Source organism: Pseudomonas sp. KH_040 (assembly GCF_057839305.1).
Window position 1 is genome coordinate 383,522 of record NZ_CM174487.1, and the last position, 22,988, is coordinate 406,509.

Annotated in this window: 16 protein-coding genes and 1 pseudogene; 12 read left to right on the forward strand and 5 right to left on the reverse strand. The window is 59.6% G+C overall.

The annotated features are described in order from the left end of the window. Window positions 1-235: 235 nt before the first annotated feature. Together thiI and typA are read left to right on the forward strand one after the other, a co-directional pair. A complete protein-coding gene (gene thiI, locus AC3IUF_RS01740; protein ID WP_007909256.1) occupies window positions 236-1,690 on the forward strand; it encodes a tRNA uracil 4-sulfurtransferase ThiI in 1,455 nt (484 codons plus the stop codon). A gap of 139 nt (window positions 1,691-1,829) precedes the next feature. Further along, window positions 1,830-3,650, forward strand: a complete 1,821-nt coding sequence (typA, locus tag AC3IUF_RS01745) for a translational GTPase TypA (RefSeq protein WP_003220792.1) — start codon at window positions 1,830-1,832, stop codon at window positions 3,648-3,650. 87 nt (window positions 3,651-3,737) lie between these two features. On the opposite strand, the gene AC3IUF_RS01750 is transcribed toward typA, so the two are convergent. Together AC3IUF_RS01750 and AC3IUF_RS01755 are read right to left on the reverse strand one after the other, a co-directional pair. Continuing rightward, entirely contained in the window at window positions 3,738-4,265 is a 528-nt protein-coding gene (locus AC3IUF_RS01750) for a hypothetical protein (RefSeq protein WP_463543988.1), read from the reverse strand. 189 nt (window positions 4,266-4,454) lie between these two features. After that, window positions 4,455-4,892, reverse strand: coding sequence for a YkgJ family cysteine cluster protein (locus tag AC3IUF_RS01755; RefSeq protein ID WP_007909261.1), 438 nt, complete (start codon window positions 4,890-4,892; stop codon window positions 4,455-4,457). 259 nt (window positions 4,893-5,151) lie between these two features. On the opposite strand from AC3IUF_RS01755, the gene AC3IUF_RS01760 reads away from it, so the two are divergent. From AC3IUF_RS01760 to AC3IUF_RS01780, 5 genes are all read left to right on the forward strand, one after another. After that, complete coding sequence (locus AC3IUF_RS01760; protein ID WP_095113969.1) at window positions 5,152-7,602, forward strand: glycogen/starch/alpha-glucan phosphorylase; 2,451 nt, start codon at window positions 5,152-5,154, stop codon at window positions 7,600-7,602. 167 nt (window positions 7,603-7,769) lie between these two features. Further along, window positions 7,770-11,354, forward strand: a complete 3,585-nt coding sequence (locus AC3IUF_RS01765) for a DUF2339 domain-containing protein (protein ID WP_489280203.1) — start codon at window positions 7,770-7,772, stop codon at window positions 11,352-11,354. Continuing rightward, window positions 11,351-12,715: a DUF3999 domain-containing protein gene (locus tag AC3IUF_RS01770; protein WP_007909264.1), complete on the forward strand. Its 1,365-nt coding sequence runs from the start codon at window positions 11,351-11,353 to the stop codon at window positions 12,713-12,715. Before AC3IUF_RS01765 ends, AC3IUF_RS01770 begins: the two co-directional genes overlap by 4 nt. Window positions 12,716-13,054: 339 nt before the next feature. Continuing rightward, window positions 13,055-14,065 carry a class 1 fructose-bisphosphatase gene (locus AC3IUF_RS01775; RefSeq protein ID WP_007909265.1) on the forward strand — a complete coding sequence of 337 codons (1,011 nt, stop codon included), beginning with the start codon at window positions 13,055-13,057 and terminating at the stop codon, window positions 14,063-14,065. Between the two features lie 3 nt (window positions 14,066-14,068). Next, the gene (locus tag AC3IUF_RS01780) at window positions 14,069-14,671 is read left to right on the forward strand and encodes a DUF924 family protein (RefSeq protein ID WP_447783235.1); all 603 of its coding nucleotides are present in this window, start codon (window positions 14,069-14,071) and stop codon (window positions 14,669-14,671) included. A gap of 200 nt (window positions 14,672-14,871) precedes the next feature. Here AC3IUF_RS01780 and AC3IUF_RS01785 read toward each other — a convergent pair whose 3' ends face one another. Continuing rightward, complete coding sequence (locus AC3IUF_RS01785; RefSeq protein ID WP_371260421.1) at window positions 14,872-15,636, reverse strand: methyl-accepting chemotaxis protein; 765 nt, start codon at window positions 15,634-15,636, stop codon at window positions 14,872-14,874. Window positions 15,637-15,729: 93 nt separating this feature from the next. Then, window positions 15,730-16,764 (reverse strand): annotated as a pseudogene (locus AC3IUF_RS01790) (HAMP domain-containing protein); the annotation flags it as partial. A gap of 281 nt (window positions 16,765-17,045) precedes the next feature. Here AC3IUF_RS01790 and AC3IUF_RS01795 point away from each other — a divergent pair. Both AC3IUF_RS01795 and AC3IUF_RS01800 read left to right on the forward strand, forming a co-directional pair. Continuing rightward, window positions 17,046-17,300 (forward strand): hypothetical protein, encoded by a 255-nt coding sequence (locus AC3IUF_RS01795; protein ID WP_003220802.1) that lies wholly within the window; start codon window positions 17,046-17,048, stop codon window positions 17,298-17,300. 30 nt (window positions 17,301-17,330) lie between these two features. After that, a complete protein-coding gene (locus AC3IUF_RS01800; RefSeq protein WP_095113972.1) occupies window positions 17,331-17,900 on the forward strand; it encodes a lipocalin family protein in 570 nt (189 codons plus the stop codon). A gap of 120 nt (window positions 17,901-18,020) precedes the next feature. Here AC3IUF_RS01800 and AC3IUF_RS01805 read toward each other — a convergent pair whose 3' ends face one another. Beyond that, the gene (locus AC3IUF_RS01805; RefSeq protein WP_095113973.1) at window positions 18,021-19,385 is read right to left on the reverse strand and encodes a formimidoylglutamate deiminase; all 1,365 of its coding nucleotides are present in this window, start codon (window positions 19,383-19,385) and stop codon (window positions 18,021-18,023) included. Between the two features lie 146 nt (window positions 19,386-19,531). On the opposite strand from AC3IUF_RS01805, the gene hutC reads away from it, so the two are divergent. The 3 genes from hutC (at window position 19,532) to hutU (ending at window position 22,954) form a co-directional block, all read left to right on the forward strand. Then, window positions 19,532-20,242, forward strand: coding sequence for a histidine utilization transcriptional repressor HutC (hutC, locus tag AC3IUF_RS01810; RefSeq protein WP_163013658.1), 711 nt, complete (start codon window positions 19,532-19,534; stop codon window positions 20,240-20,242). Between the two features lie 9 nt (window positions 20,243-20,251). Continuing rightward, window positions 20,252-20,821, forward strand: coding sequence for a HutD/Ves family protein (locus tag AC3IUF_RS01815; protein ID WP_414916171.1), 570 nt, complete (start codon window positions 20,252-20,254; stop codon window positions 20,819-20,821). A gap of 450 nt (window positions 20,822-21,271) precedes the next feature. Next, a complete protein-coding gene (hutU, locus tag AC3IUF_RS01820) occupies window positions 21,272-22,954 on the forward strand; it encodes a urocanate hydratase (protein ID WP_123375596.1) in 1,683 nt (560 codons plus the stop codon). The last annotated feature ends 34 nt before the right edge of the window (window positions 22,955-22,988 follow it).

Genomic DNA, 22,988 nt, shown 5'->3' on the forward strand with positions numbered 1-22,988 from the left:
GGGAGCAAATTGCATGCCAGTGCCCCAGCATGGGTTTTTTGCCCCAAATTCACGCTTATAAAGGTGCAAAGCGTCTCAATGCGGAAAATCTCGCCCTTTAATGTAGCGTCATAAATCGAAAATGACCCGTTTTGGTGCATGCAAAACCTTCTGCACATTAACTGGTTAAACCTTGAGCAATTTCCGCTATAATCCGCGCCCCCCTTTTTCGGCTGGCCGTTCGCGCGCTGTTTTCATGAAACTAATCGTAAAAGTCTTCCCCGAGATCACCATCAAAAGCCGACCTGTCCGGACGAAATTCATCCGCCAGCTGGCCAAGAACATCCGCACCGTGCTCCGCGACCTGGACCCGGCCGTGGTGGTGAACGGTGTGTGGGACAATCTCGAACTGGAAACCCGCGTTACCGATCCCAAAGCCTTGAAAGAGATGGGCGAGCGCCTGACCTGCATGCCGGGCATCGCGCACTTTCTGCAGATCGACGAGTACCCGCTGGGCGACTTCGACGACATCACCGAGAAGTGCAAACAGCACTACGGCGATGCACTGGCCGGGAAGATTTTCTCGGTGCGTTGCAAGCGTGCCGGCAAGCACGCATTCAGCTCGATGGATGTCGAAAAATACGTCGGCAGCAAGCTGCGCCGTGAGTGCGGTGCTGCCGGGATCGACCTGAAAGCGCCGGAAATCGAAGTCCGCATCGAAGTTCGCGACAAACGGTTGTTTGTGATTCACAGCCAGCACAACGGCATCGGCGGTTACCCGCTCGGCGCCCTTGAGCAGACGCTGGTATTGATGTCCGGCGGCTTTGACTCGACCGTTGCGGCCTACCAGATCATTCGTCGCGGCCTGATGACGCACTTCTGCTTCTTCAATCTGGGCGGGCGTGCCCATGAATTGGGCGTGATGGAAGTCGCGCATTTCATCTGGAAGAAGTACGGCAGCTCGCAACGCGTGCTATTTGTCAGTGTTCCGTTCGAAGAAGTGCTGGGCGAAATTCTCGGCAAAGTCGATAACAGTCATATGGGCGTCGTATTGAAGCGTATGATGTTGCGCGCGGCCTCCAATATCGCCGACCGCCTGCAGATCGAGGCGCTGGTCACCGGCGAGGCGATCTCCCAGGTGTCGAGCCAGACGCTGCCGAACCTGTCGGTGATCGACTGCGTGACCGACAAACTGGTCCTGCGTCCGCTGATCGTGGCGCACAAGCAGGACATCATCGACACGGCCAACGAGATCGGCACTGCCGATTTCGCCCGGCACATGCCGGAATACTGCGGGGTCATTTCGGTCAATCCGAAAACCGCCGCCAAACGCGGTCGTGTTGAACACGAAGAGAAAGAATTCGACATGGCAGTCCTCGAGCGTGCGCTCGAAAACGCCAAACTGGTGCCGATCGATCGGGTGATCGACGAATTGGGCCAGGACGTACAGATTGAAGAAGTCAGCGAAGCACTGGCCGGCCAGATCGTGATCGACATCCGTCACCCGGATGCCGCCGAGGATGAGCCGCTGGAACTCGCTGGCGTAGAAGTACAGACGATGCCGTTCTACGCAGTGAACGCTCGTTTCAAGGAGCTGGATCCGACTCGCCAGTACCTGCTGTATTGCGACAAAGGCGTGATGAGTCGCCTGCATGCTCACCATTTGCTCAGTGAGGGGCATGCCAATGTGCGCGTTTATCGACCGAGCTAAGTGCCCGGGGCTGTTTGCCTGTGGCCTGCGTCACCGGCCCCCCGACACCGCCGTCAAGCTGTAACGGCCATGCCGGACACTACTGCTAATCGCTGCCAAGACTTGTCAGCAAACCGAATCCTCTGATCGAGATACACAAGTGATCGAAAATCTACGCAACATCGCCATCATCGCCCACGTTGACCATGGTAAAACCACCCTGGTAGACAAACTCCTGCGTCAATCCGGCACCCTGGAGCGCAACGAGCTCAACGACGAGCGCGTGATGGACTCCAACGACCAGGAAAAAGAGCGCGGTATTACCATTCTGGCGAAAAACACCGCCATCAACTGGAACGGCTACCACATCAACATCGTGGACACCCCGGGCCACGCCGACTTCGGCGGCGAAGTTGAACGCGTAATGTCGATGGTTGACTCCGTTCTGCTGCTGGTTGACGCTCAAGACGGCCCTATGCCGCAAACCCGTTTCGTGACCAAGAAGGCTTTCGAAGCCGGCCTGCGTCCAATCGTGGTAATCAACAAGGTTGACCGTCCAGGCGCGCGTCCGGACTGGGTTCTGGATCAGATCTTCGACCTGTTCGACAACCTCGGTGCTACCGAAGAACAACTGGACTTCCAGGTTGTTTACGCTTCGGCCCTGAACGGTATTGCCGGTCTGGATCACACCGCCATGGCGGAAGACATGACCCCGCTGTACCAAGCGGTAGTCGACCACGTTCCGCCTCCGGCCGTTGACCGTGACGGTCCGTTCCAGATGCAGATCTCCGCTCTGGACTACAACAGCTTCCTGGGTGTTATCGGTGTTGGCCGTATCGCTCGTGGTCGCGTCAAGCCGAACACCCCGGTTGTCGCTATCAGCGCCGACGGCAAGCGCCGCAACGGTCGTATCCTGAAGCTGATGGGTCACCACGGTCTGCACCGCATTGACGTTGAAGAAGCAGCAGCCGGCGACATCGTCTGCATCAGCGGCTTCGACGAGCTGTTCATCTCCGACACTCTGTGCGATATCAACACCGTCGAGGCGATGAAGCCGCTGACCGTTGACGAGCCAACCGTTTCCATGACCTTCCAGGTAAACGACTCGCCATTCTGCGGTAAAGAAGGCAAGTTCGTGACCTCCCGTAACATCAAGGATCGTCTGGACAAAGAGCTGCTGTACAACGTTGCACTGCGCGTTGAAGAAGGCGACTCGGCTGACAAGTTCAAGGTTTCCGGCCGTGGTGAGCTGCACCTCTCGGTACTGATCGAAACCATGCGTCGCGAAGGCTTCGAGCTGGCCCTGGGCCGTCCTGAAGTGATCATCCGTGAAGTTGACGGCGTGAAGCAGGAACCGTTCGAAAACGTAACCATCGACATCCCTGAAGAATCGCAGGGCAAGGTCATGGAAGAGATGGGTCTGCGTAAGGGCGACCTGAGCAACATGGTGCCGGATGGCAAGGGCCGTGTTCGTCTGGAATACAACATCCCTGCTCGCGGTCTGATCGGTTTCCGTAACCAGTTCCTGACCCTGACCAACGGTGCTGGCATCCTGACCTCGATCTTCGACCGTTACGCTCCAGTGAAGTCGGGCCACATGTCCGGCCGTCAGAACGGCGTTCTGGTTTCGGTTGAAACCGGTAAGGCACTGACCTACTCGCTGGAAACCCTGCAGGCTCGTGGCAAGCTGTTCGTAGAACACGGCCAGGAGATCTACAACGGTCAAATCGTTGGTCAGAACAGCCGCGACAACGACCTGGGTGTAAACCCAACCAAAGGCAAGAAGCTCGACAACATGCGTGCTTCGGGTAAAGACGAAACCATCGCTCTGGTACCACCTGTTCGCTTCACCCTGGAACAGGCTCTGGAATACATCCAGGAAGACGAGCTGTGCGAAGTTACTCCTAAGTCCATCCGTCTTCGCAAGAAGATCCTGGACGAAAGCGAGCGTACCCGCGCTGCCAAGAAAGCCAAGGCGTAATTTAGCCCGCGCTTGAAAAAACGCCCCCGGTCGCGAGACCGGGGGCGTTTTTGTTTGTCTGCGATCAACAGCGAAGCAATGGGCAAATCAAGCGTCGAACCAGCGAAACGCGAGGAAGGTTTCCGCGATCTTGCGCAGTACAGCCTTGTCCGCTTTGTTGGCTATGCCATCGCCGTTCACATCGGAGTTAGTGAAGGAGTCGAGGCTGCCGTCATTGTCACCATCGTACGCGGCTGCGCGTCGGATCTTGATGGGTTTGCCGAGCTCGCCATCGTCTTCACTGAATTGAAGCGTGACCACATTGGGTGTGCCGTCCTGATGATGGTCGGTTGCGCCAATTTTCAGATAGCGCTCCCAGTTATCGCCGGCATTGAACCAGTTGAGCTGCAGGAAGACCTCGGCAAAGGCCGTGAGTAGCAACTGATCCTGAAAATTCTGCAGTCCGTCGCTGTTGATATCACCCGCGAAGCCGAACTCAATGCAGCCATCGGCGGACATATCCAGTGCAAAAGCTTCGTGGACGAGGTTGGCAGAGCCATTGTGGAAGTGCAGCTGCACGGCATCGGCTTTGCCGTTACCGCTACGATCCTGGGCTGTCACTTTTAAATAACGCATGAGCATCTTCTCTGAGGGAGTGATGCTCCACACTAGTGTTGGGGAGAGATACTTTCTGTCGGGTGAATGCTTGATAAAGCATAGGAAATTGCGACAAGCGGGTATGGTCGAGTTACCCGTTCCTGTAAGAACAATCTACGGATGGCACTTTCAGTACGGAGCTCGCCTTTGGCCAACTCCGGGGTTGGGTCAGAACCGCTCGATCGCCCGGAAATTCTGCTCGCGCACCACTTCCTTTGGCTTGTACGCGCAATACCCAGGCCGCGGCCCGATCTTCGGGTGATTGCGGCAGGTATCCGGGCGCTTGTCATAAATGGTGCACAAGCGGCTCTTACGATCCAGGTAGTAGCAATCGTTGTTGCTCATGCGCTGCAAGGTGAAGATGCCGGACTTCTGGTTGAAGCGTTCGACCAGGCCTTCCTTTTGCAGGCGCTTGGCGATGTTCTTCGGCGGATCGCCCAGTTCGAACTCGTCGACCACACCGATGCGCACCAGATCCTTGATCTTCACCTCGACCGGCAGCGTGCAGCAGCTGGACACGCAGGAACCGCACATTGGGGCTGAGTATTTCGCCCACGTATCGAGACGGTCGATCTCGGCGGCGGCAATCAGGTTGGGCTTCATCATCGGGAGTTACCAGGCGTGTGTGCATCAGGGCGCGCGATCATACCGGGACTGGTGGATTTTTGAACAACCTTTCGCCAGATTTTTTCTGCATACAGGCACATTGCCGGACAATTCGGCACGGCCCCTGCATTCATTAGCTCACTCGCCAAGGTAATGCCGGGCTATCTCACCGTCTCAGGAAATACTGCCGAACCAGAGCCCTCACCGTCGGTCAGACCGTCTAGGCTCAGACAATTCCCGCTCGCTCGAGGTCCTATTGATGACTCAAGAACCACTAGTTCGCGAAGCAGAGGTGGCCGCATTCCGCGACGCCGTCCTGACCAAGCTCACCTATGCGGTGGGCAAAGACCCCGATCACGCCTTCGACCATGACTGGTTCGAAGCCATTGCGTTGGCGGCGCGTGATCACATGGTCGAACACTGGATGGACCACACCCGGCAGATCTACCGCAAAGGTCAGAAACGGGTGTATTACCTCTCGCTGGAATTTCTTATCGGCCGCTTGCTCTATGACAGCCTGAGCAACCTTGGTCTGCTCGACGTCGCCCGTGAAGCATTGACCGAACTCGGTGTCGATCTGGAGCGCATCCGTTTGCTGGAGCCCGATGCAGCGCTCGGCAATGGCGGCCTCGGGCGTCTGGCGGCGTGCTTCATGGAAAGCATGTCGACCCTCGGCATTGCCGGCCACGGTTATGGCATTCGTTATGAACACGGCTTGTTCCGCCAGGCGATTGTCGATGGCTGGCAGCAGGAGCAGACCGAGCACTGGCTGGATTTCGGTAACCCGTGGGAGTTCGAACGGCCAGAAGTCGTGTACTCCATCGGCTTCGGCGGCAGCGTTGAAACCGTCACCGACATTTCCGGCAAGTCCAAACAAGTCTGGTCGCCGGCGGAAACCGTCCGCGCCATTGCTTACGACACGCCAGTGGTGGGCTGGCGCGGGGCGAGCGTCAACACTTTGCGGCTGTGGCGTGCGCGCGCCATGGAAGATTTGCACCTGGAGCGTTTCAACGCCGGTGACCACTTGGGTGCCGTCGCCGAGGTTGCCCGCGCGGAAAGTATCTCCCGCGTGCTCTACCCGGCGGACAGCACTGAAGCAGGGCAGGAGCTGCGCCTGCGCCAGGAATACTTCTTTGTCGCTGCTTCCTTGCAGGATTTGCTGCGCCGTCACCGCAACATGCACACCTCGGTGCTGACCTTGGGCGATCATGCGGCGATCCAGCTCAACGATACGCACCCTTCGATTGCCGTTGCCGAACTGATGCGCCAACTGGTCGACGTCTACGACGTGGCGTGGGATGCCGCGTGGCAAGTGACCGTCGACACGCTGTCATACACCAACCACACGCTGCTGCCTGAAGCACTGGAAACTTGGCCTGTGGGCTTGATGGAACGCATGCTGCCACGGCACATGCAGATCATTTACCTGATCAACGCCCAGCACATCGACGCGCTGCGGGCCAAAGGCATTCACGATTTCGACGTGCTGCGCGCGGTGTCGCTGATCGAAGAAGACAACGGTCGCCGGGTACGCATGGGCAACCTCGCTTTCCTCGGTTCGCACAGCGTCAATGGCGTGTCTGGCTTGCACACGCAACTGATGCGCAAAACCGTATTCGCCGAACTGCACAAGCTCTACCCGGAGCGGATCAACAACAAAACCAACGGCATTACCTTCCGCCGCTGGCTGTATCAGGCCAACTCGGAACTGACTTCGATGCTGGTCGATGCGCTCGGCCCGGATCTATTGGATAACCCCGAAGAGCGTCTGCTCGATCTTGAGCCGTTCGCCGAAAAAACCGCGTTCCGCAAAGCTTTTGCCGAGCAGCGGCTGCACAGCAAAAAAGCCCTGGCCTATCTGATTCACGAACGGCTGGGTATTGCGGTCAATCCGGCGGCGATGTTCGACGTGCAGGTCAAACGGATCCACGAATACAAACGCCAGTTGCTCAACCTGATGCACACCGTGGCGCTGTATCAGGCGATTCGCGCCGAGCCGGAAGTCGACTGGGTGCCACGGGTGAAAATCTTCGCCGGCAAGGCGGCGGCGAGTTATCACCAGGCCAAACTGATCATCAAGCTGACCAACGACATCGCCCGGGTGGTGAACAACGATCCGACCGTGCGCGGCTTGCTGAAAGTGGTGTTCCTGCCCAACTACAACGTCAGCCTGGCGGAGAGCATTATTCCGGCGGCGGACTTGTCCGAGCAGATTTCCACCGCAGGCTTCGAGGCGTCAGGCACCAGTAACATGAAGTTCGGCCTCAACGGCGCGCTGACCATCGGCACGCTGGACGGTGCAAACGTGGAAATGTGCGAACGCATCGGTGCCGAACACATGTTCATCTTCGGCCTCAGCGCCCAGCAGGTCGAAGCGCGCAAACAGAACCACGAGTTCAGCGCAGTGCCGGACATCGCCGCGTCCCATCGTCTGAACGATGTGCTGCAAGCGATTCGCGGCGGGGTGTTCTCGCCGGATGACACCTCGCGTTATACCGGGCTGATCGATTCGCTGGTGGATTACGACCGCTTCCTGGTCTGCGCTGACTTCGACTCCTACTGGGAAGCGCAGAAACGCGTTGAAGCGCATTGGCACGATTCCAACAACTGGTGGCGTTCAGCGGTGCTCAACACGGCGCGGATGGGCTGGTTCTCCTCGGATCGGACGATTCGCGAGTACGCCACGGATATCTGGAAAGCGCTGGAGTAACTTTCCGTTCGGCTCGATATAATCGCGTGCCGGAAAAGATCGCAGCCTTCGGCAGCTTCTACACAGGTGTTCGCATAACCCTGTAGGAGCTGCCGAAGGCTGCGATCTTTTTGGGTCAGGCTGCGCTAATCTTCCCGGATTGGCCTTTGCGCTTAGGGATATCGACCATGCAATGGATGTTCATGTTGATCGGGCTGATGCTCGGCTGGCTGCTCGACGAGTCGTTCAGTGACGCGCTGTTGGGCGCGTTGTTGGGGCTGGCAATCGGGCAGACGATCCGCATCGCTCGGCTTGGCTCGCTGGCGGCGGCGCAACAGCAGCAACTTGAGCAGGCGAAGGTTGCTTTGCAGGGTGTCGAACAGCGCCTGTTTCTGCTCGAAGGCGTGCCCCTTCATGCTGCGCCGCCACCGACTTCGGCGCCGGCCGCCGAACCTGTCGTCGAACCGCTCAAAGCAGTCGAAGAAGCCCCGGCCCCCGAACTGGTCTGGGAACTGCCGCCCGAACTCGAACCGATTTCCGCCGTCGCCAGCGAAACCAGTCAACCGCTGCCTGCTGATGTGTGGCGCCTCGATGCCGTCACGCCCGAACCGTCAAAACCCGCCGAACCCCGTGGCCCGAACCTCATCGAGCGCGGCATCAATGCTGCGCGTAACTGGCTGTTCGGCGGCAACACCGTGCTGCGCGTTGGCGTGGTGTTGTTGTTTTTCGGTCTGGCGTTCCTGCTGCGCTACGCCACCGAAGGCATGATCGTGCCGATCGAGTTGCGTTACGCCGGTGTCGCGGCGGCCGCGTTGGGCTTGCTCGCGCTGGGTTGGTGGCTGCGCCGGCGCAACAGCAATTACGCGTTGATGCTGCAAGGCACCGGGATCGCGGTGCTGTACCTGACGGTGTTTGCGGCGATGCGCCTGCACCCGTTGCTCGATCCGTCGGCCGCGCTGGGACTGCTGGTGGCGGTGACGATTTTCTCGGCGATTCTCGCCATTACCCAAGACGCCTTGGGGCTTGCCGCAGCGGCGGCGCTGGGCGGTTTTGCCGCGCCGATCCTGACTTCGACCGGCGCCGGCAACCACGTCGCGCTGTTCAGTTATTTCGCGCTGCTCAACGCCGGCATTCTCGCCATCGCCTGGTTCAAGGCCTGGCGTCTGCTCAACCTGATCGGCTTCGTCGGCACCTTTGGTATCGGTTTCGCCTGGGGTTTGCGTTCGTATACGCCGGAGCTGTTGTGGAGCACCGAGCCGTTCCTGATTCTGTTTTTCCTGATGTACCTCGCCATCGGCCTGCTGTTCGCCCGGCGCAAATTGCTCGACATGCCGGACGCGCCGGCGGCGGACGACCGCGAGGCGTTGCTGCACTGGTCTGCGCGCAAGGGCGATTACGTCGACGGCACGATGCTGTTCGGCCCGCCGATCATTGGCTTCGGTCTGCAGTTTGCGCTGGTGCAGCATCTGGAGTTTGCTGCCGCTTTCAGTGCGCTGGCGTTGGGCATGATCTACATGGCGCTGGCCAAGGTGTTGATGGGCGGGCGCGCGGTGCTGCTGGGCGAAACCTGTCTGGCGCTCGGAGTGATTTTTGCCAGTCTGGCGATCCCGCTGGGGCTCGATGCGCGTTGGACCTCGGCGGCGTGGGCGGTGGAAGGCGCGGGGATTTTCTGGCTCGGTTTGCGCCAGCATCGACCGTTCGCCCGCGCGTTTGCCTTGCTGCTGCAACTGGGTTCCGCGTTAGCCTTCCTCAGTCAGTTGCGGGTCGGCGAAAGCAGTCTGCTCGACGGTGCGCCGCTGGGCGCTTTGATGCTCGGGATTGCCTTGCTGTTCAGCTTCTATCAATTGCGCAAGGCCTCGACGCAACAGGCATCACTTTGGGAGCGTCAAGGCTTGCCGGTGTTGGCGTGCCTGGGCCTGACCTTCCTCTATCTGCTGGCGCCGCTGTTCTTCTTCGTTCAGGCCACTGCCATCAGTTGGGCGCTGGCCGGTCTGGTGACGTTGTTTGTCGGTCTGCGGATTCAATCGCGCACCTTCCTGTTCACCGCGTTTGCCGTGCAGTTGCTCGGCGGTGCGTTGTTCCTGTTGCGTCTGCAAGGCGCGGGCGAGGATTCGGCAGCGGTGTTCAGCGCCGGCTGGAGTGGCTTGCTCAGTGCTTCGCTGATCGGTCTGGCGTTGATCGCCGGCATGCTGTTGGCGGCCCGTGATGAAATGGTGCGCGGTGATGTACGTCTGCTGCGCGGATTGTCGGTGGTGCTGTTGGCTGGTCTGGTGCTGATCAATCTGGCGGTGCTGTTTGTCCTGCCATGGCAGACCGCGAGCGCGGTGTGGGCGGCCAGTGGTTTGCTGATTATCTGGTTGAGCCTGTACCTCAAGCAGCGCGTGAGTTTTGTTTTCGGTTTGTTGTTGCAAGTGATCGGTGGCGCGGCGTTTTTGCTGGCCGGTCCGGAGTTGCTCGGGCCACTGTCCAGCGAAGGTTTGAAACCGCTGGCCCATGGCGGATTCTGGACGCCGCTGGTACTGGGGCTGGCGGCGATGATCGGTGCGTGGCGCCTGCAACTGGGCAATCACGCCTCGGCATTCGATGCGTTGAGTTTGCAGCGCTTGTCCGAAGTACTGCTGGTGTGGGGCGCGGGTTGGTGGGCGCTGGCGTGGGTTAGCGAGGTGCTGCGTTTTGCTGCTCCGAATTTGCAAGGCACGTTGCTGCTGTTGGTTGCAGCCGTAAGCGTGGCGGTGTGGACTGTGTTGTCGCTACGTTTGAAATGGCCGGCGCTGGGCTTGCTCTGCACCTTGCTGATTCCGGCGGCAGGTCTGGTGTTGCTCGCTGCTTGGCATTCGCGTTATCACCCGGCGACGGATTTCGGCTGGCTGGCGTGGGCGGCGGTGTTCGCCGTGCACTTCTTCAGTCTGCGGCGCCTGGCGCCGATGTTGCCGGCGCGCGCCTTGAGTACGGCGCATGTATTGGGCTGTTGGTTGCTGATTGGCGTGCTGGCGCTGGAATTGCGTTACGGGCTACTGCTGTTGTCCGAGCAATACAACGCCTGGCGTTGGTTGGGTTGGGCGATTCTGCCGAGCGTTTATCTGCTGCTGGCAGCGGCCCCGCGCTCTTGGCCGTGGCCGGTCGCAGCGTTTGCCCGCGAGTACCGCTTGTACGCCGCCGCGCCGCTGGCGGTGCTGATGCTCGCGTGGTTTTGGTTGGCGAATGGCGTCAGCGATGGCAACGCCGAACCGTTGCCGTATGTGCCGCTGCTGAACCCGCTGGAGCTGGGTCTGTTGTTTGCTTTGTTCGGCGTTTATGTCTGGTCGCGCAGTGCAGTTTCGCAGCTGTCGATTCGTCAGGACTACGCCGAATACGCGACGCAACTGATCGCCGGGGTATCGCTGTTCGCTTTCTGCACCGCGCTGGTCACCCGCGCGGCACACCATTGGGCCGGGATTCCGTTCGAGCTCGATCAACTGCTCGGCTCGATGCTGGTGCAGGCCGGATTGTCCATCGTCTGGACGTTGATGGCGCTCGGGCTGATGATCGGCGGGCATCTGCGTCATCGTCGCGAAGTGTGGTTGATCGGCGCGGCGCTGATTGCGCTGGTGGTGGCCAAACTGATTTTTGTCGAACTGAGCAACCGTGGCGGCCTTGCCCGGATCGTCTCGTTTATCGGCGTCGGCGTGTTGCTGCTGGTGGTTGGCTATTTCGCGCCGCTGCCGCCCAAACGCGTCGACGCTGACCCGGCGGCGGCCAAACCGGCCCCGAACACCGAAGGAGTTTCATCTTGAGTCGCATGCGAAATCTGGGTTGGTTGGCGTTGGGCGTGGTGATGGTGGCCGGTGCTCAGGAAAAACCGGCGGACTTCGCCACGCAGGTGCCGCTGTCTGTGAGCGGCAACGGCCCGTGGTATCGCCTCGACTTACCGTTGAGCGTGCAATTGCAGGCGCGCCAGACTGATCTCAGTGACTTGCGGGTATTCAACGCCGCTGGCGAAGCGCAGGCCTACGCCTTGGCGCGCGAGTCGGCGCAGACCCGCGATGACGGCCAGTTGCACGAGGTGAAATGGTTCCCGCTGTACAACGCCGCCGACGCCAGTGAGCGCGCGCCGAATGTGCGCGTGCAATCGACCACCAACGGCACGCTGGTCGAAGTGCAGCCGTCCAGCCAGTTGGAGGCGGGTGAAGAAGTGCTGCGTGGCTGGCTGCTGGATGCCAGCGCGATCAAGGCGCCGTTGCAGCAATTGATCCTCGACTGGACCAGTGAGCGCGACGGCTTTCAGCGTTTCAGCATTGAGGCCAGCGATGACTTGCAGCACTGGCAGCCGTGGGGCGAAGGTCAGGTCGCACGACTGACTTTTTCCGATGAGCGCATCGAGCAGCACGAAGTGACGTTGCCGGGGCAATCGGCGCGTTATGTGCGGCTATTGTGGGAGTCGCCGAACTCGGCGCCGATTTTGACGGCGGCGCAATTGAAAAGCAGTGATCCGCGCGATTTGCCGCTGCCGTTGGTCTGGTCGCAGGCATTGGCCGGCAGCAGCACCAAGGCCGGGGAATATACCTGGCAGTTGCCGATGGGGCTGAATGTCGAACGCGTGCAGGTTGAACTCAAACAACCGAACAGTCTGGCGCCGGTGATATTGGCGGGGCGACGTGAAAGCAGCCTGCCGTGGCAGGAACTGAGCAGCGGCTTGCTCTATCGCCTGAGCCAGAATAATCAGGATGTAGTGCAGAACGAATTGCAGCTCTACGGGCAGACCGTGCAGCAGTTGAAGCTGACGGTCGATGAGCGCGGCGGTGGTCTGGGCGCGCAGGCGCCCAGCGTGAAGTACGCGGTGCGGGCGACTCAGGTGATCTTCCTTGCACGCGGAGAGGGGCCGTACAGTCTGGCGCTGGGTAATCCGACGGTGAAAACGGCGAACTTGCCGCTGGCGACGCTGATTCCGGATTTCAAGCCGCAGAAGCTGGCGTCGTTGGGCAAGGCGTCGGTGCAGGGTGAAGCGGTTGGTACGCAGACATCGACGGCGACCACAGCGGCGGTGGCGGAGACCAATTGGAAGAAGATTGGGTTGTGGGCAGTGTTGTTGTTGAGTGTGGTGTTTTTGGGGGCTATGGCGTTTAGCTTGTTGCGCAAGCCTCCAACCAACACCTGAGAATGGCTGGCGCTGCGCGCCGATCGCTGGCAAGCCAGCTCCCACAGGTTATTTGGTGTACACAAAATAGATGAACGACCGAAGTCCTTGTGGGAGCTGGCTTGCCAGCGATGACGGCCGATCAATCAACAAAAATCCTCTAACCGCCGCTATCACTCAACCACCATCCGTCCCGAACCGGTCTACGCTAAACCCGCTACCTGAACTCTCCACCCACATTCACGTCTCATGCAGGCAATTACACCCCAACGCACGTTACCGGGCGTCTTCGCTCGCTACGTTTTCAGACTCCCTGTAAACTGCGCGGGTTTTTAGCCCCCCATTCCACCGGAGCCGTCCATGTCCCGCGTTACCCTGAGTCGCTATTTGATTGAGCAGACCCGCAGCAATAACACTCCTGCCGATCTGCGTTTCCTGATCGAAGTGGTGGCGCGTGCTTGCAAAGAAATCAGCCACGCCGTGTCCAAAGGCGCCCTGGGTGGTGTTCTGGGCAGCATGGGCACTGAAAACGTCCAAGGCGAAGTGCAGAAGAAACTCGACGTGATCTCCAACGAGATCCTGCTCGAAGCCAACGAATGGGGCGGTCACCTGGCCGGCATGGCGTCCGAGGAAATGGACAATGCCTACCAGATCCCGGGCAAATACCCGAAAGGCGCCTATCTGCTGGTATTCGACCCACTGGACGGTTCGTCGAACATCGACATCAACGCCCCGGTCGGCACCATCTTCTCGGTACTGCGTTGCCCGAACGAATACCTGAGCCAGAACGAGCCGCTGAACGAAAAAGCGTTCCTGCAGCCAGGCACCCAGCAGGTTGCCGCCGGTTACGCGATCTACGGCCCGCAAACCATGCTGGTACTGACCCTCGGTGACGGCGTCAAAGGTTTCACCCTGGACCGCGAAATGGGCAGCTTCGTGCTGACCCACGAAGACATCACCATTCCTGAATCGACCCAGGAATTTGCGATCAACATGTCCAACCAGCGTCACTGGGAAGCCCCGGTACAACGCTACGTGGGCGAGCTGCTGGCCGGTGAAGAAGGTCCGCTGAAAAAGAACTACAACATGCGTTGGGTCGCGGCGATGGTTGCCGACGTACACCGCATCCTGACCCGTGGCGGTCTGTTCATGTACCCGCGCGACAGCCGTGAGCCGTCCAAGCCAGGCAAACTGCGTCTGATGTACGAAGCCAACCCGATGTCGTTCCTCGTTGAACAAGCGGGCGGCGCGTCCACCGACGGTCATCAGCGTATTCTCGACATCCAGCCTGAAGGCCTGCACCAGCGCGTAGCAGTCTTCCTCGGCTCGAAAGAAGAAGTCGCTCGCGCTACGGCTTACCACAAGGAATAAACCATGACTGCGCCCTGGCAGCCGTTGCTCGATTGGTGGTTCGGACATGCCGAATCACCGGACGAGATAGCGGCTGACAAGGGCAAGTTGTGGTTCGGTAAGCGAGACAGCCAAGACCTCGAAGCGCAGACGCGTTTCGGGGTCTTTGTCGATCAGGCCCTGGCCGGCGAATTGACCGAGTGGACGCAACGTCCCGAAGGTTGGCTGGCGCTGGTGCTGTTGCTCGATCAATTGCCGCGAATGATCTTTCGCGACACTCCCAAAGCGTTTTCCGGTGATCTGCGCGCGCAGAAACTCGTTGCCCAAGGCATTGCGGCGGATTTCGATCGGCAGTTGAAACCGATTCAGCGTGTATTCATTTATCTGGTGTTCGAACACTGCGAAAACCTCGCGGTGCAGAATGAGGCGGTTTCCAGATTTATCGAGCTGGTGGCTGAACAGCCGGAGTCGGAGCGGGCCGTGTTTGCGGATAATCTGGATTATGCCGAGCGGCATCAAAAGGTGATTGCGCGGTTTGGCCGGTTTCCGCATCGCAATGCGGTGTTGGGGCGGGAGTCAACGGCTGAAGAGTTGGCCTTTCTTTCCGAACCTGGGTCAAGGTTTTAAGGGCTTACCCTCACCCTAGCCCTCTCCCAGGGGGAGAGGGGACTGACCGAGGTGGATGTTGGAGGTACATCGACTTGAGAGACCTGAGTCGAACTCAGGTTTTGAAAGGCTTGAATATCTGCTCCCTTTCCCCCCTCGCCCCCCTGGGGGCGGTCCGACGTTTCGGGAGGGCTGGGGTGAGGGGGTAAAGCCCTTGATCTTTAAATCCTGAAACTACCCACCAACTGCTTCAACCGCGCCGCCTGCTGCTCCAGATCCGAGCACGCCCGCAACGTTGCCTGCAAGTTCTCCACACCTTCCTGATTCAGCGTGTTGATCTCGTTGATATCGACGTTGATCGACTCGACCACAGCGGTCTGCTCTTCAGTCGCGGTGGCCACCGACTGATTCATCCCGTCGATCTCGCCAATACGCTGAGTCACGCTGCCCAACCGCTCACCGGCCTGGTTGGCGATGCCGACGCTGCTTTCACTCTCGCGCTGGCTCTCGGTCATGATGCTGACCGCCTGGCGCGCGCCGACTTGCAGCTCTTCGATCATCTTCTGCACTTGCTGCGCCGAATCCTGGGTGCGGTGCGCGAGGTTGCGCACTTCGTCGGCAACCACGGCGAAACCACGACCGGCTTCACCGGCACGCGCCGCTTCGATCGCGGCGTTGAGCGCGAGCAGGTTGGTCTGCTGGGAAATACTGGTGATCACTTCGAGAATCTGGCCGATGTTCACCGTGTTGCTGTTCAGGGTTTCGATGTTGCCGCACGAATCGCTGATCTTCGCCGACAGCTGCTGCATGGCGTGGATGGTTTTATCGACAACCTGCTGGCCGTCGACCGCGAGGCTGCGCGCATCGCTGGAGTGCTGCGAGGCGAGGGCGGCGTTCTGGGCGATTTCCTGCGCGGCGGCGCCGAGTTGGTTGATCGCCGCGGCCACGCTGTTGGTGCGCGAGGCTTGCTGATCGGAGTTGTACATCGACGAGTTCGACGCTGCGACCACGCGCAGGGCGACTTCGTTGACCTGGCCGGTGGCCGAGGACACTTCACGAATCGAAGTGTGAATGCGCTCAACAAAACGGTTGAATGAGGTGCCCAGTGCGCCGAACTCATCGTTGCCGTGGATCACTAGACGTTTGGTCAGGTCGCCTTCACCTTCGGCGATGTCGTGCATCGCGCGGCCCATGGTCAGCAGCGGTTGCATCAACACGCGAATGAGCATGCCGAGCAGGGCGATGATGATTACCACGGCAATAACCATGGCGATCAGCGCCGAGGTGCGGAATTCGCTGAGCATGGCGAACGCGGTGTCTTTATCGAGCACCAGCGCCACGTACCAGTCGGCCGACGGCACGCCGTTGACGCGGGTGAAGGAGATCAACTGCGTCTTGCCGTCGAACTCGACTTCTTTCAGGCCCGGGCTGACTTTTGGTGCGCCGTTCGGGTAGGCCTCGGCGAGGGTCTTGAGCACCAGTTTGCTGTCCGGGTGGATCAGGATCTTGCCATCGGCACTGACGATGAACGCGTGGCCGTGGCCACCGAAGTTCAGCGAGTTGATGATCGCGCTGACGCTGGTCAGGTCGATGTCGGCACCGGCGACGCCGAGCATCTGGCCCTGGCGCTGCACCGGGGTGGCGACAGTGATTACCAGTTTGCCCGAGGACGCGGCGATGTACGGTTCGGTGACGATGGTCTGTTGCGCGCTGTTGGCCGCTTTGTACCAGCCGCGTGCGCGTGGATCGTAATCCGGCGCGCGATTGCCGGCCGGCACCGAGAACATCACGCCGTCGGCGCCGCCAAAATAGCTGAGCTGGAAATTGCCGGTGTAGGCGGGCAGGTCGATGATGCGTTTCAGGCTGGCGGGGGCGTTGCCGTCGACAGCCACTTGCTGCGACAGCGATTGCAGCAATTGAATGCGGCTTTCCAGCCAGGTCTGGATGTTGCTGGTGGTCAGGCTGCCCAGTTCCTGCATCGAGGCTTCGGTGCTGCTGCCCAAGGCTTCGCGCTGTCGATAGTCGTTGAAGAAAATGAAACAGGCGAACGCAACGGCCACCACGAGGGCGGCAGCCAACAAGATCTTGTGGCTGAATTTCATGTTTCTGGTCATCGAATGAACTACCGCGAAGGGGCTGGTCAAGAAAGGGCGGCAATTTGCCACACTCGGGGGCTTTGCGCTGCTCTTATTTCGACCGCGACGCGCCAAAGATTAGGCGTCTTTGGCGAAAGGCGACGAAATGCTCAATAGCCCTACAAAGTGTCTGATTTATCGGCAAATGCCAGACAGGCGGGCTAATAAATAGCCGTCCGCCCACGGAACCAGATGAGGGTTTTCTCTTCTAAGCTTCTGGTTGGCACCATGCCATCCCCCCTCGTTCCAGGAGTTACACCATGTCGCTGCGATCTATCGCCCTTCTGACGTTTTGCGTGCTGTTGGCCGCATGCAGCAAGGTCAATCAGGAAAACTATTCGAAGCTTTCGGCCGGTATGGCCAAGGCCGAAGTCGAGACTCTGCTCGGCAAGCCCACCGATTGCTCGGGCGCGCTCGGCATGTCCAGTTGCACCTGGGGCGACAAGAACAGCTTTATCAGCGTGCAGTATGCCGGTGACAAAGTGCTGATGTTTTCCGGCCAAGGCCTGAAGTAAACCGGGGCTTCGCGCCCACGGAGAAGAAAAATGAAGCGGTTATTGCTGATCCTTTTTGCCGGCCTGGTACTGGCCGGCTGCGCCACTTCCGGCGTAGACCCGTTGGCGCCGAAAACCGTCAACAGCGTCAATCTCAAGCGTTATCAGGGCACCTGGTATGAGCTGGCGCGCTTGCCGATGTACTTCCAGCGCAATTGCGCGCAGTCCGAAGCCCATTACACCCTCAAGCCTGACGGCAATGTCGCGGTGCTCAATCGCTGCCTGACGCCGCAATGGCAGTGGGAAGAGGCCAAGGGCACGGCTTATCCACAGGTGCCGGGCAAGACCGATAAACTCTGGGTCGAATTCGATACCTGGTTCTCACGCCTGATTCCGGGTGTGGCAAAAGGCGAATACTGGGTGTTGTACGTCAGCGATGACTACAAGACCGCCATCGTCGGCGACCCGAGTCGCAAGTACATGTGGTTGCTGTCACGCACGCCGACCGTCAACGGTGTGGTGCGTGAAGAGCTGCTGAGCAAGGCGCGTCAGCAGGGTTATGACACGACGCGACTGATCTGGCGTGCGACTGATCGACAGATGGCCAAGACTTCAAACTAAAGAACACCGCCAACCCCCTGTAGGAGTGAGCCTGCTCGCGATAGCGGTGTGTCAGCCATAAATATGTGACTGATACACCGCTATCGCGAGCAGGCTCACTCCTACATTGGGTTATGTGTGTCAGCCTAAAAGGTCGCGCAGGACCTGGGTGAAGGCACGAGCACTGTCCTCTTCCCCTGCATGCCGACCATCACGCACTACCCACTGGCCGTTGACCAGCACATCGCGCACCTGACGATCGCCGCCGGCAAACAACCAGCGATTCAAAATCCCGTCACCCGTGGCCGTCGCCAGATACGGATCGCTGCCATCGAGCACAATCCAGTCCGCACGCTTGCCCACCTCCAGCGCACCAACCGGCTGCCCCATCGCCTGCGCACCACCGTCCAGCGCCGCGTCATACAACGTACGTCCAACCATCGGCTGATCCGCGCCATACAAGCGATTACGCCGCTGATCACGCAGGCGCTGGCCGTATTCCAGCCAACGCAATTCCTCGACCACACTGAGCGAGACATGGCTGTCGGAACCGATACCCATGCGCCCACCCTGGGCGAGGAAATCCACCGCCGGGAAAATTCCGTCGCCGAGATTCGCTTCGGTGGTCAGGCACAGCCCGGCGATGGCGCGACTTTTGGCCATCAGCGTGACTTCTTCCGGGTTGGCGTGGGTGGCGTGCACCAGACACCAGCGTTGATCGACTTCGGTATTTTCGTAGAGCCATTGCAGCGGACGCCGACCGCTCCAACTCAAGCAGTCATCGACCTCTTTCTGCTGTTCGGCGATGTGAATGTGCACGGGGCATTGCTTGTCGCTGGCCGCCAAGACTTCGCTGATCTGCTGCGGGGTCACCGCACGCAACGAGTGGAAGCACAGGCCCAGCGACTGCGCCTTTTGCTGCGCCAGTAACGGCTGCAAACGCGATTGCAGATTCAGGTAATTTTCGGTGCTGTTGATGAAGCGGCGCTGGCCGTCATTCGGCGTCTGGCCGCCAAAACCGGAGTGGCTGTAGAGCACCGGCAACAGGGTCAGACCAATGCCGCTTTCGCTTGCGGCCTGACTGATGCGCAACGCCAATTCAGCCGGATCGGCATACGGCTGACCATTGCTGTCATGGTGTACGTAATGAAATTCAGCGACGGAGGTATAACCGGCCTTGAGCATTTCGATGTACAGCTGACGGGCAATCACGCCGAGTTGATCCGGGCTGATTTTTCCGACGAGGCGATACATCAGATCGCGCCAGGTCCAGAAACTGTCGTTGGGGTTGCCGGCCACTTCGGCCAGACCCGCCATCGCTCGCTGGAAGGCATGGGAGTGCAAATTCGGCATGCCCGGCAGCAGCGGGCCGCTCAGCCGTTCAGCGCCATCTGCGGTGGAATCGGCCTGGATTCGGGTCAGCAAGCCCTCGGCGCTGACCTCAAGACGTACATTGTTGGCCCATCCGTTAGGCAGCAGCGCGCGTTCGGCAAAGAAGGCGGACATGGTTCAGCACCCCATCGTGTGTTATTTGTATATACATATACAGACGTTTGCCTGCCCGGTAAACTCCGGCAAGCTAGCCACTTTCATCCAATGAACAGGGATCAACCGTGCCGACTCCGCCTCCAGTCTCCCCGTTGGCCGCGAACATGGGCGACAGTCCGGCGCCCTTGTACGCCCGCGTCAAACAGATGATCACCCAGCAGATCGACAGCGGAAACTGGCCGCCGCACTACCGCGTGCCGTCCGAGAGCGAGCTGGTCAATCAACTCGGTTTCAGCCGCATGACCATCAACCGTGCCCTGCGCGAGATGACCGCGGACGGTCTGCTGGTGCGCATGCAAGGCGTCGGCACGTTTGTCGCCGAACCGAAGAGCCAGTCCGCGCTGTTCGAAGTGCACAACATCGCCGATGAAATCGCTTCCCGTGGTCATCGCCACACCTGCCAGGTCATCACTCTGGAAGAAGAGGCCGCGGGTTCCGAGCGTGCGCTGGCACTGGACATGCGTGAAGGGCAGAAGGTCTTCCACTCGCTGATCGTGCATTACGAAAACGACATTCCGGTGCAAATCGAAGACCGTTTCGTCAACGCGCTGGTCGCGCCGGAATACCTCAAACAGGATTTCACTCTGCAAACGCCTTACGCCTATCTCAACCAGGTGGCGCCGCTGACAGAAGGCGAGCATGTGGTTGAAGCGATCCTCGCTGAGCCGTCCGAATGCAAGTTGCTGCAGATTGAAAAGGGCGAGCCGTGCCTGCTGATTCGTCGCCGCACGTGGTCGGGGCGTCAGCCGGTGACCGCAGCACGATTGATTCACCCGGGTTCCCGTCACCGTCTGGAAGGACGGTTTCATAAATAGAGAGCATAAATGAATGGTTTGAGGGTTTTACGCGCCGAAGGCTACCCGCGCATGCCGTGGAAAAACGGCGGCGGCAGCACTGAAGAAATCACCCGTGATGCGGGCGCAGGTCTGGACGGTTTTGGCTGGCGTCTGTCGATTGCCGACATCGCCGAATCCGGTGGTTTTTCAACATTCGCCGGTTATCAGCGGGTGATCACCGTGTTGCAGGGTGACGGCATGACCTTGTGCGTTGACGGCGACGATACGCGGCCGCTGTTACCGCTCGACCCGTTTGCCTTTAGCGGTGAAAGCCAGGTGTTGTGCACGCTGCTCGGCGGTGCGATTCGCGATTTCAACCTGATCTATATGCCGCAGCGTTACAGCGCGCGGTTGCAGTGGCTGGACGGTGAGCAGCGTTTCTTCAGCTCGGCGGGGACGGTGTTGGTGTTCAGTGTCAGTGAGTTGCTGGAAGTCCGGATCGGTGACAGTGTTTCGCAGTTGGGGCGACATGATTGCCTGCAACTGGACGGCAACAGCGGTCTGGCCGAAGTCTCCACCAATGCGGGTTGCTGCGTCATTGAACTGACTGGACGCTGATTCAGAAATCTTAAAAGATCGCAGCCTTCGGCAGCTCTTACAGGGTGTACATCAAACCCAGTGTAGGAGCTGCCGAAGGCTGCGATCTTTTGCTTTTGGGGTGTTCCCAACCCACGCACCAACTTGTTACCGAACGCCCCAGCGTGGCGCAAAACCACGCTCATGTAACAAAGCCCGCGCCTCCCTAAATCATCCCCAGGAAAAATTTCATCCACGCCTGAACCCTTGATTCAGGCGCTCTCCAGCCTTGCCGGCGATTTTTCTTGAACGAGCCTCCAACAAGTTGGCCGCTTGATTGCATATGCTTGTATGTACAAGTAAAGACGTATGCGTATGAGTCGCTCGAGACTCTCCGCAGCGTCCACTGATTCGCTTGTCGCGCATCGAAGCGCACAGGCTGCTTGCCCACTGCCAGGGTTGGTTTGAATTGATCGCTGAGGAGTCTTTTTCGTGACTGACAATAAGCCTACAAAGTTTCGCAACGTTGAGATCCGCGCCGCCCGCGGCAACAAGCTGACCGCCAAGAGCTGGCTGACCGAAGCGCCGCTGCGCATGCTGATGAACAATCTCGACCCCGAAGTTGCCGAGAACCCGAAAGAGCTGGTGGTCTACGGTGGTATCGGTCGCGCCGCGCGTAACTGGGAGTGCTACGACAAGATCGTCGAGAGCCTCACCCACCTGAATGACGATGAGACCCTGCTGGTGCAATCCGGCAAGCCGGTCGGCGTGTTCAAGACTCACAGCAATGCCCCGCGTGTACTGATCGCCAACTCCAACCTCGTACCGCACTGGGCGAGCTGGGAACACTTCAACGAACTCGACGCCAAAGGCCTGGCCATGTACGGCCAGATGACCGCCGGCAGCTGGATCTACATCGGCAGCCAGGGCATCGTCCAAGGCACCTACGAAACCTTCGTTGAGGCCGGTCGCCAGCACTACAACGACAACCTCACCGGCAAGTGGGTTCTCACCGCTGGCCTCGGTGGCATGGGCGGCGCACAACCTCTGGCGGCAACTTTGGCCGGCGCGTGCTCGCTGAACATCGAATGCCAGCAGGTCAGCATCGATTTCCGTCTGAAAAGCCGTTACGTCGACGAGCAAGCCAAAGACCTCGACGACGCTCTGGCGCGCATCGATAAATACACCAAGGAAGGCAAAGCGATCTCCATCGCCCTGTTGGGTAACGCCGCAGAAATTCTCCCGGAACTGGTAAAGCGCGGCGTGCGCCCGGACATGGTCACCGACCAGACCAGTGCCCACGATCCGCTCAACGGCTACCTGCCTGCCGGCTGGACCTGGGACGAGTACCGCGCCCGCGCCAAGACCGAACCGGCCGCTGTGATCAAAGCCGCCAAGCAGTCGATGGCTGTGCACGTCAAAGCCATGCTGGAATTCCAGAAGCAAGGCATCCCGACCTTCGACTACGGCAACAACATCCGTCAGATGGCACAGGAAGAAGGCGTCGAAAACGCGTTCGATTTCCCGGGCTTCGTACCGGCCTACATCCGTCCGCTGTTTTGCCGTGGCATCGGCCCGTTCCGCTGGGCGGCACTGTCGGGTGATCCGCAAGACATCTACAAAACCGACGCCAAGGTCAAAGAGCTGATCCCGGATGACGCGCACCTGCACAACTGGCTGGACATGGCCCGCGAGCGCATCAGCTTCCAGGGTCTGCCGGCACGTATCTGCTGGGTTGGCCTGGGCCTGCGCGCCAAGCTCGGTCTGGCCTTCAACGAGATGGTTCGCAGCGGCGAGTTGTCGGCGCCAATTGTGATCGGTCGCGACCACCTCGACTCCGGCTCGGTCGCCAGTCCGAACCGTGAAACCGAATCGATGCAGGACGGTTCCGACGCCGTGTCCGACTGGCCATTGCTCAACGCATTGCTCAACACTGCGAGCGGGGCGACCTGGGTTTCCCTGCACCACGGCGGCGGCGTCGGCATGGGCTTCTCGCAGCACTCGGGCATGGTGATTGTTTGCGACGGTACTGACGAAGCGGCCGAGCGCATCGCGCGCGTGCTGCACAACGACCCGGCTACCGGCGTCATGCGCCACGCCGATGCCGGTTACCAGATCGCCATCGACTGCGCCAAGGAACAGGGCCTGAACCTGCCGATGATTACCGGCAAATAAATGCAAAACCCCTGTAGGAGCTGCCGCAGGCTGC

Bases quoted from the DNA above. Each gene is read 5' to 3' on its own strand.
- thiI (WP_007909256.1), top strand. From the start codon at position 236: ATGAAACTAATCGTAAAAGTCTTCCCCGAGATCACCATCAAAAGCCGA.
- AC3IUF_RS01750 (WP_463543988.1), bottom strand. From the start codon at position 4,265: ATGCGTTATTTAAAAGTGACAGCCCAGGATCGTAGCGGTAACGGCAAA.
- AC3IUF_RS01800 (WP_095113972.1), top strand. From the start codon at position 17,331: ATGAAGCGGTTATTGCTGATCCTTTTTGCCGGCCTGGTACTGGCCGGC.
- AC3IUF_RS01755 (WP_007909261.1), bottom strand. From the start codon at position 4,892: ATGATGAAGCCCAACCTGATTGCCGCCGCCGAGATCGACCGTCTCGAT.
- AC3IUF_RS01765 (WP_489280203.1), top strand. From the start codon at position 7,770: ATGCAATGGATGTTCATGTTGATCGGGCTGATGCTCGGCTGGCTGCTC.
- AC3IUF_RS01805 (WP_095113973.1), bottom strand. From the start codon at position 19,385: ATGTCCGCCTTCTTTGCCGAACGCGCGCTGCTGCCTAACGGATGGGCC.
- AC3IUF_RS01780 (WP_447783235.1), top strand. From the start codon at position 14,069: ATGACTGCGCCCTGGCAGCCGTTGCTCGATTGGTGGTTCGGACATGCC.
- AC3IUF_RS01760 (WP_095113969.1), top strand. From the start codon at position 5,152: ATGACTCAAGAACCACTAGTTCGCGAAGCAGAGGTGGCCGCATTCCGC.
- hutC (WP_163013658.1), top strand. From the start codon at position 19,532: ATGGGCGACAGTCCGGCGCCCTTGTACGCCCGCGTCAAACAGATGATC.
- AC3IUF_RS01775 (WP_007909265.1), top strand. From the start codon at position 13,055: ATGTCCCGCGTTACCCTGAGTCGCTATTTGATTGAGCAGACCCGCAGC.
- AC3IUF_RS01815 (WP_414916171.1), top strand. From the start codon at position 20,252: ATGAATGGTTTGAGGGTTTTACGCGCCGAAGGCTACCCGCGCATGCCG.
- AC3IUF_RS01785 (WP_371260421.1), bottom strand. From the start codon at position 15,636: ATGTACAACTCCGATCAGCAAGCCTCGCGCACCAACAGCGTGGCCGCG.
- AC3IUF_RS01795 (WP_003220802.1), top strand. From the start codon at position 17,046: ATGTCGCTGCGATCTATCGCCCTTCTGACGTTTTGCGTGCTGTTGGCC.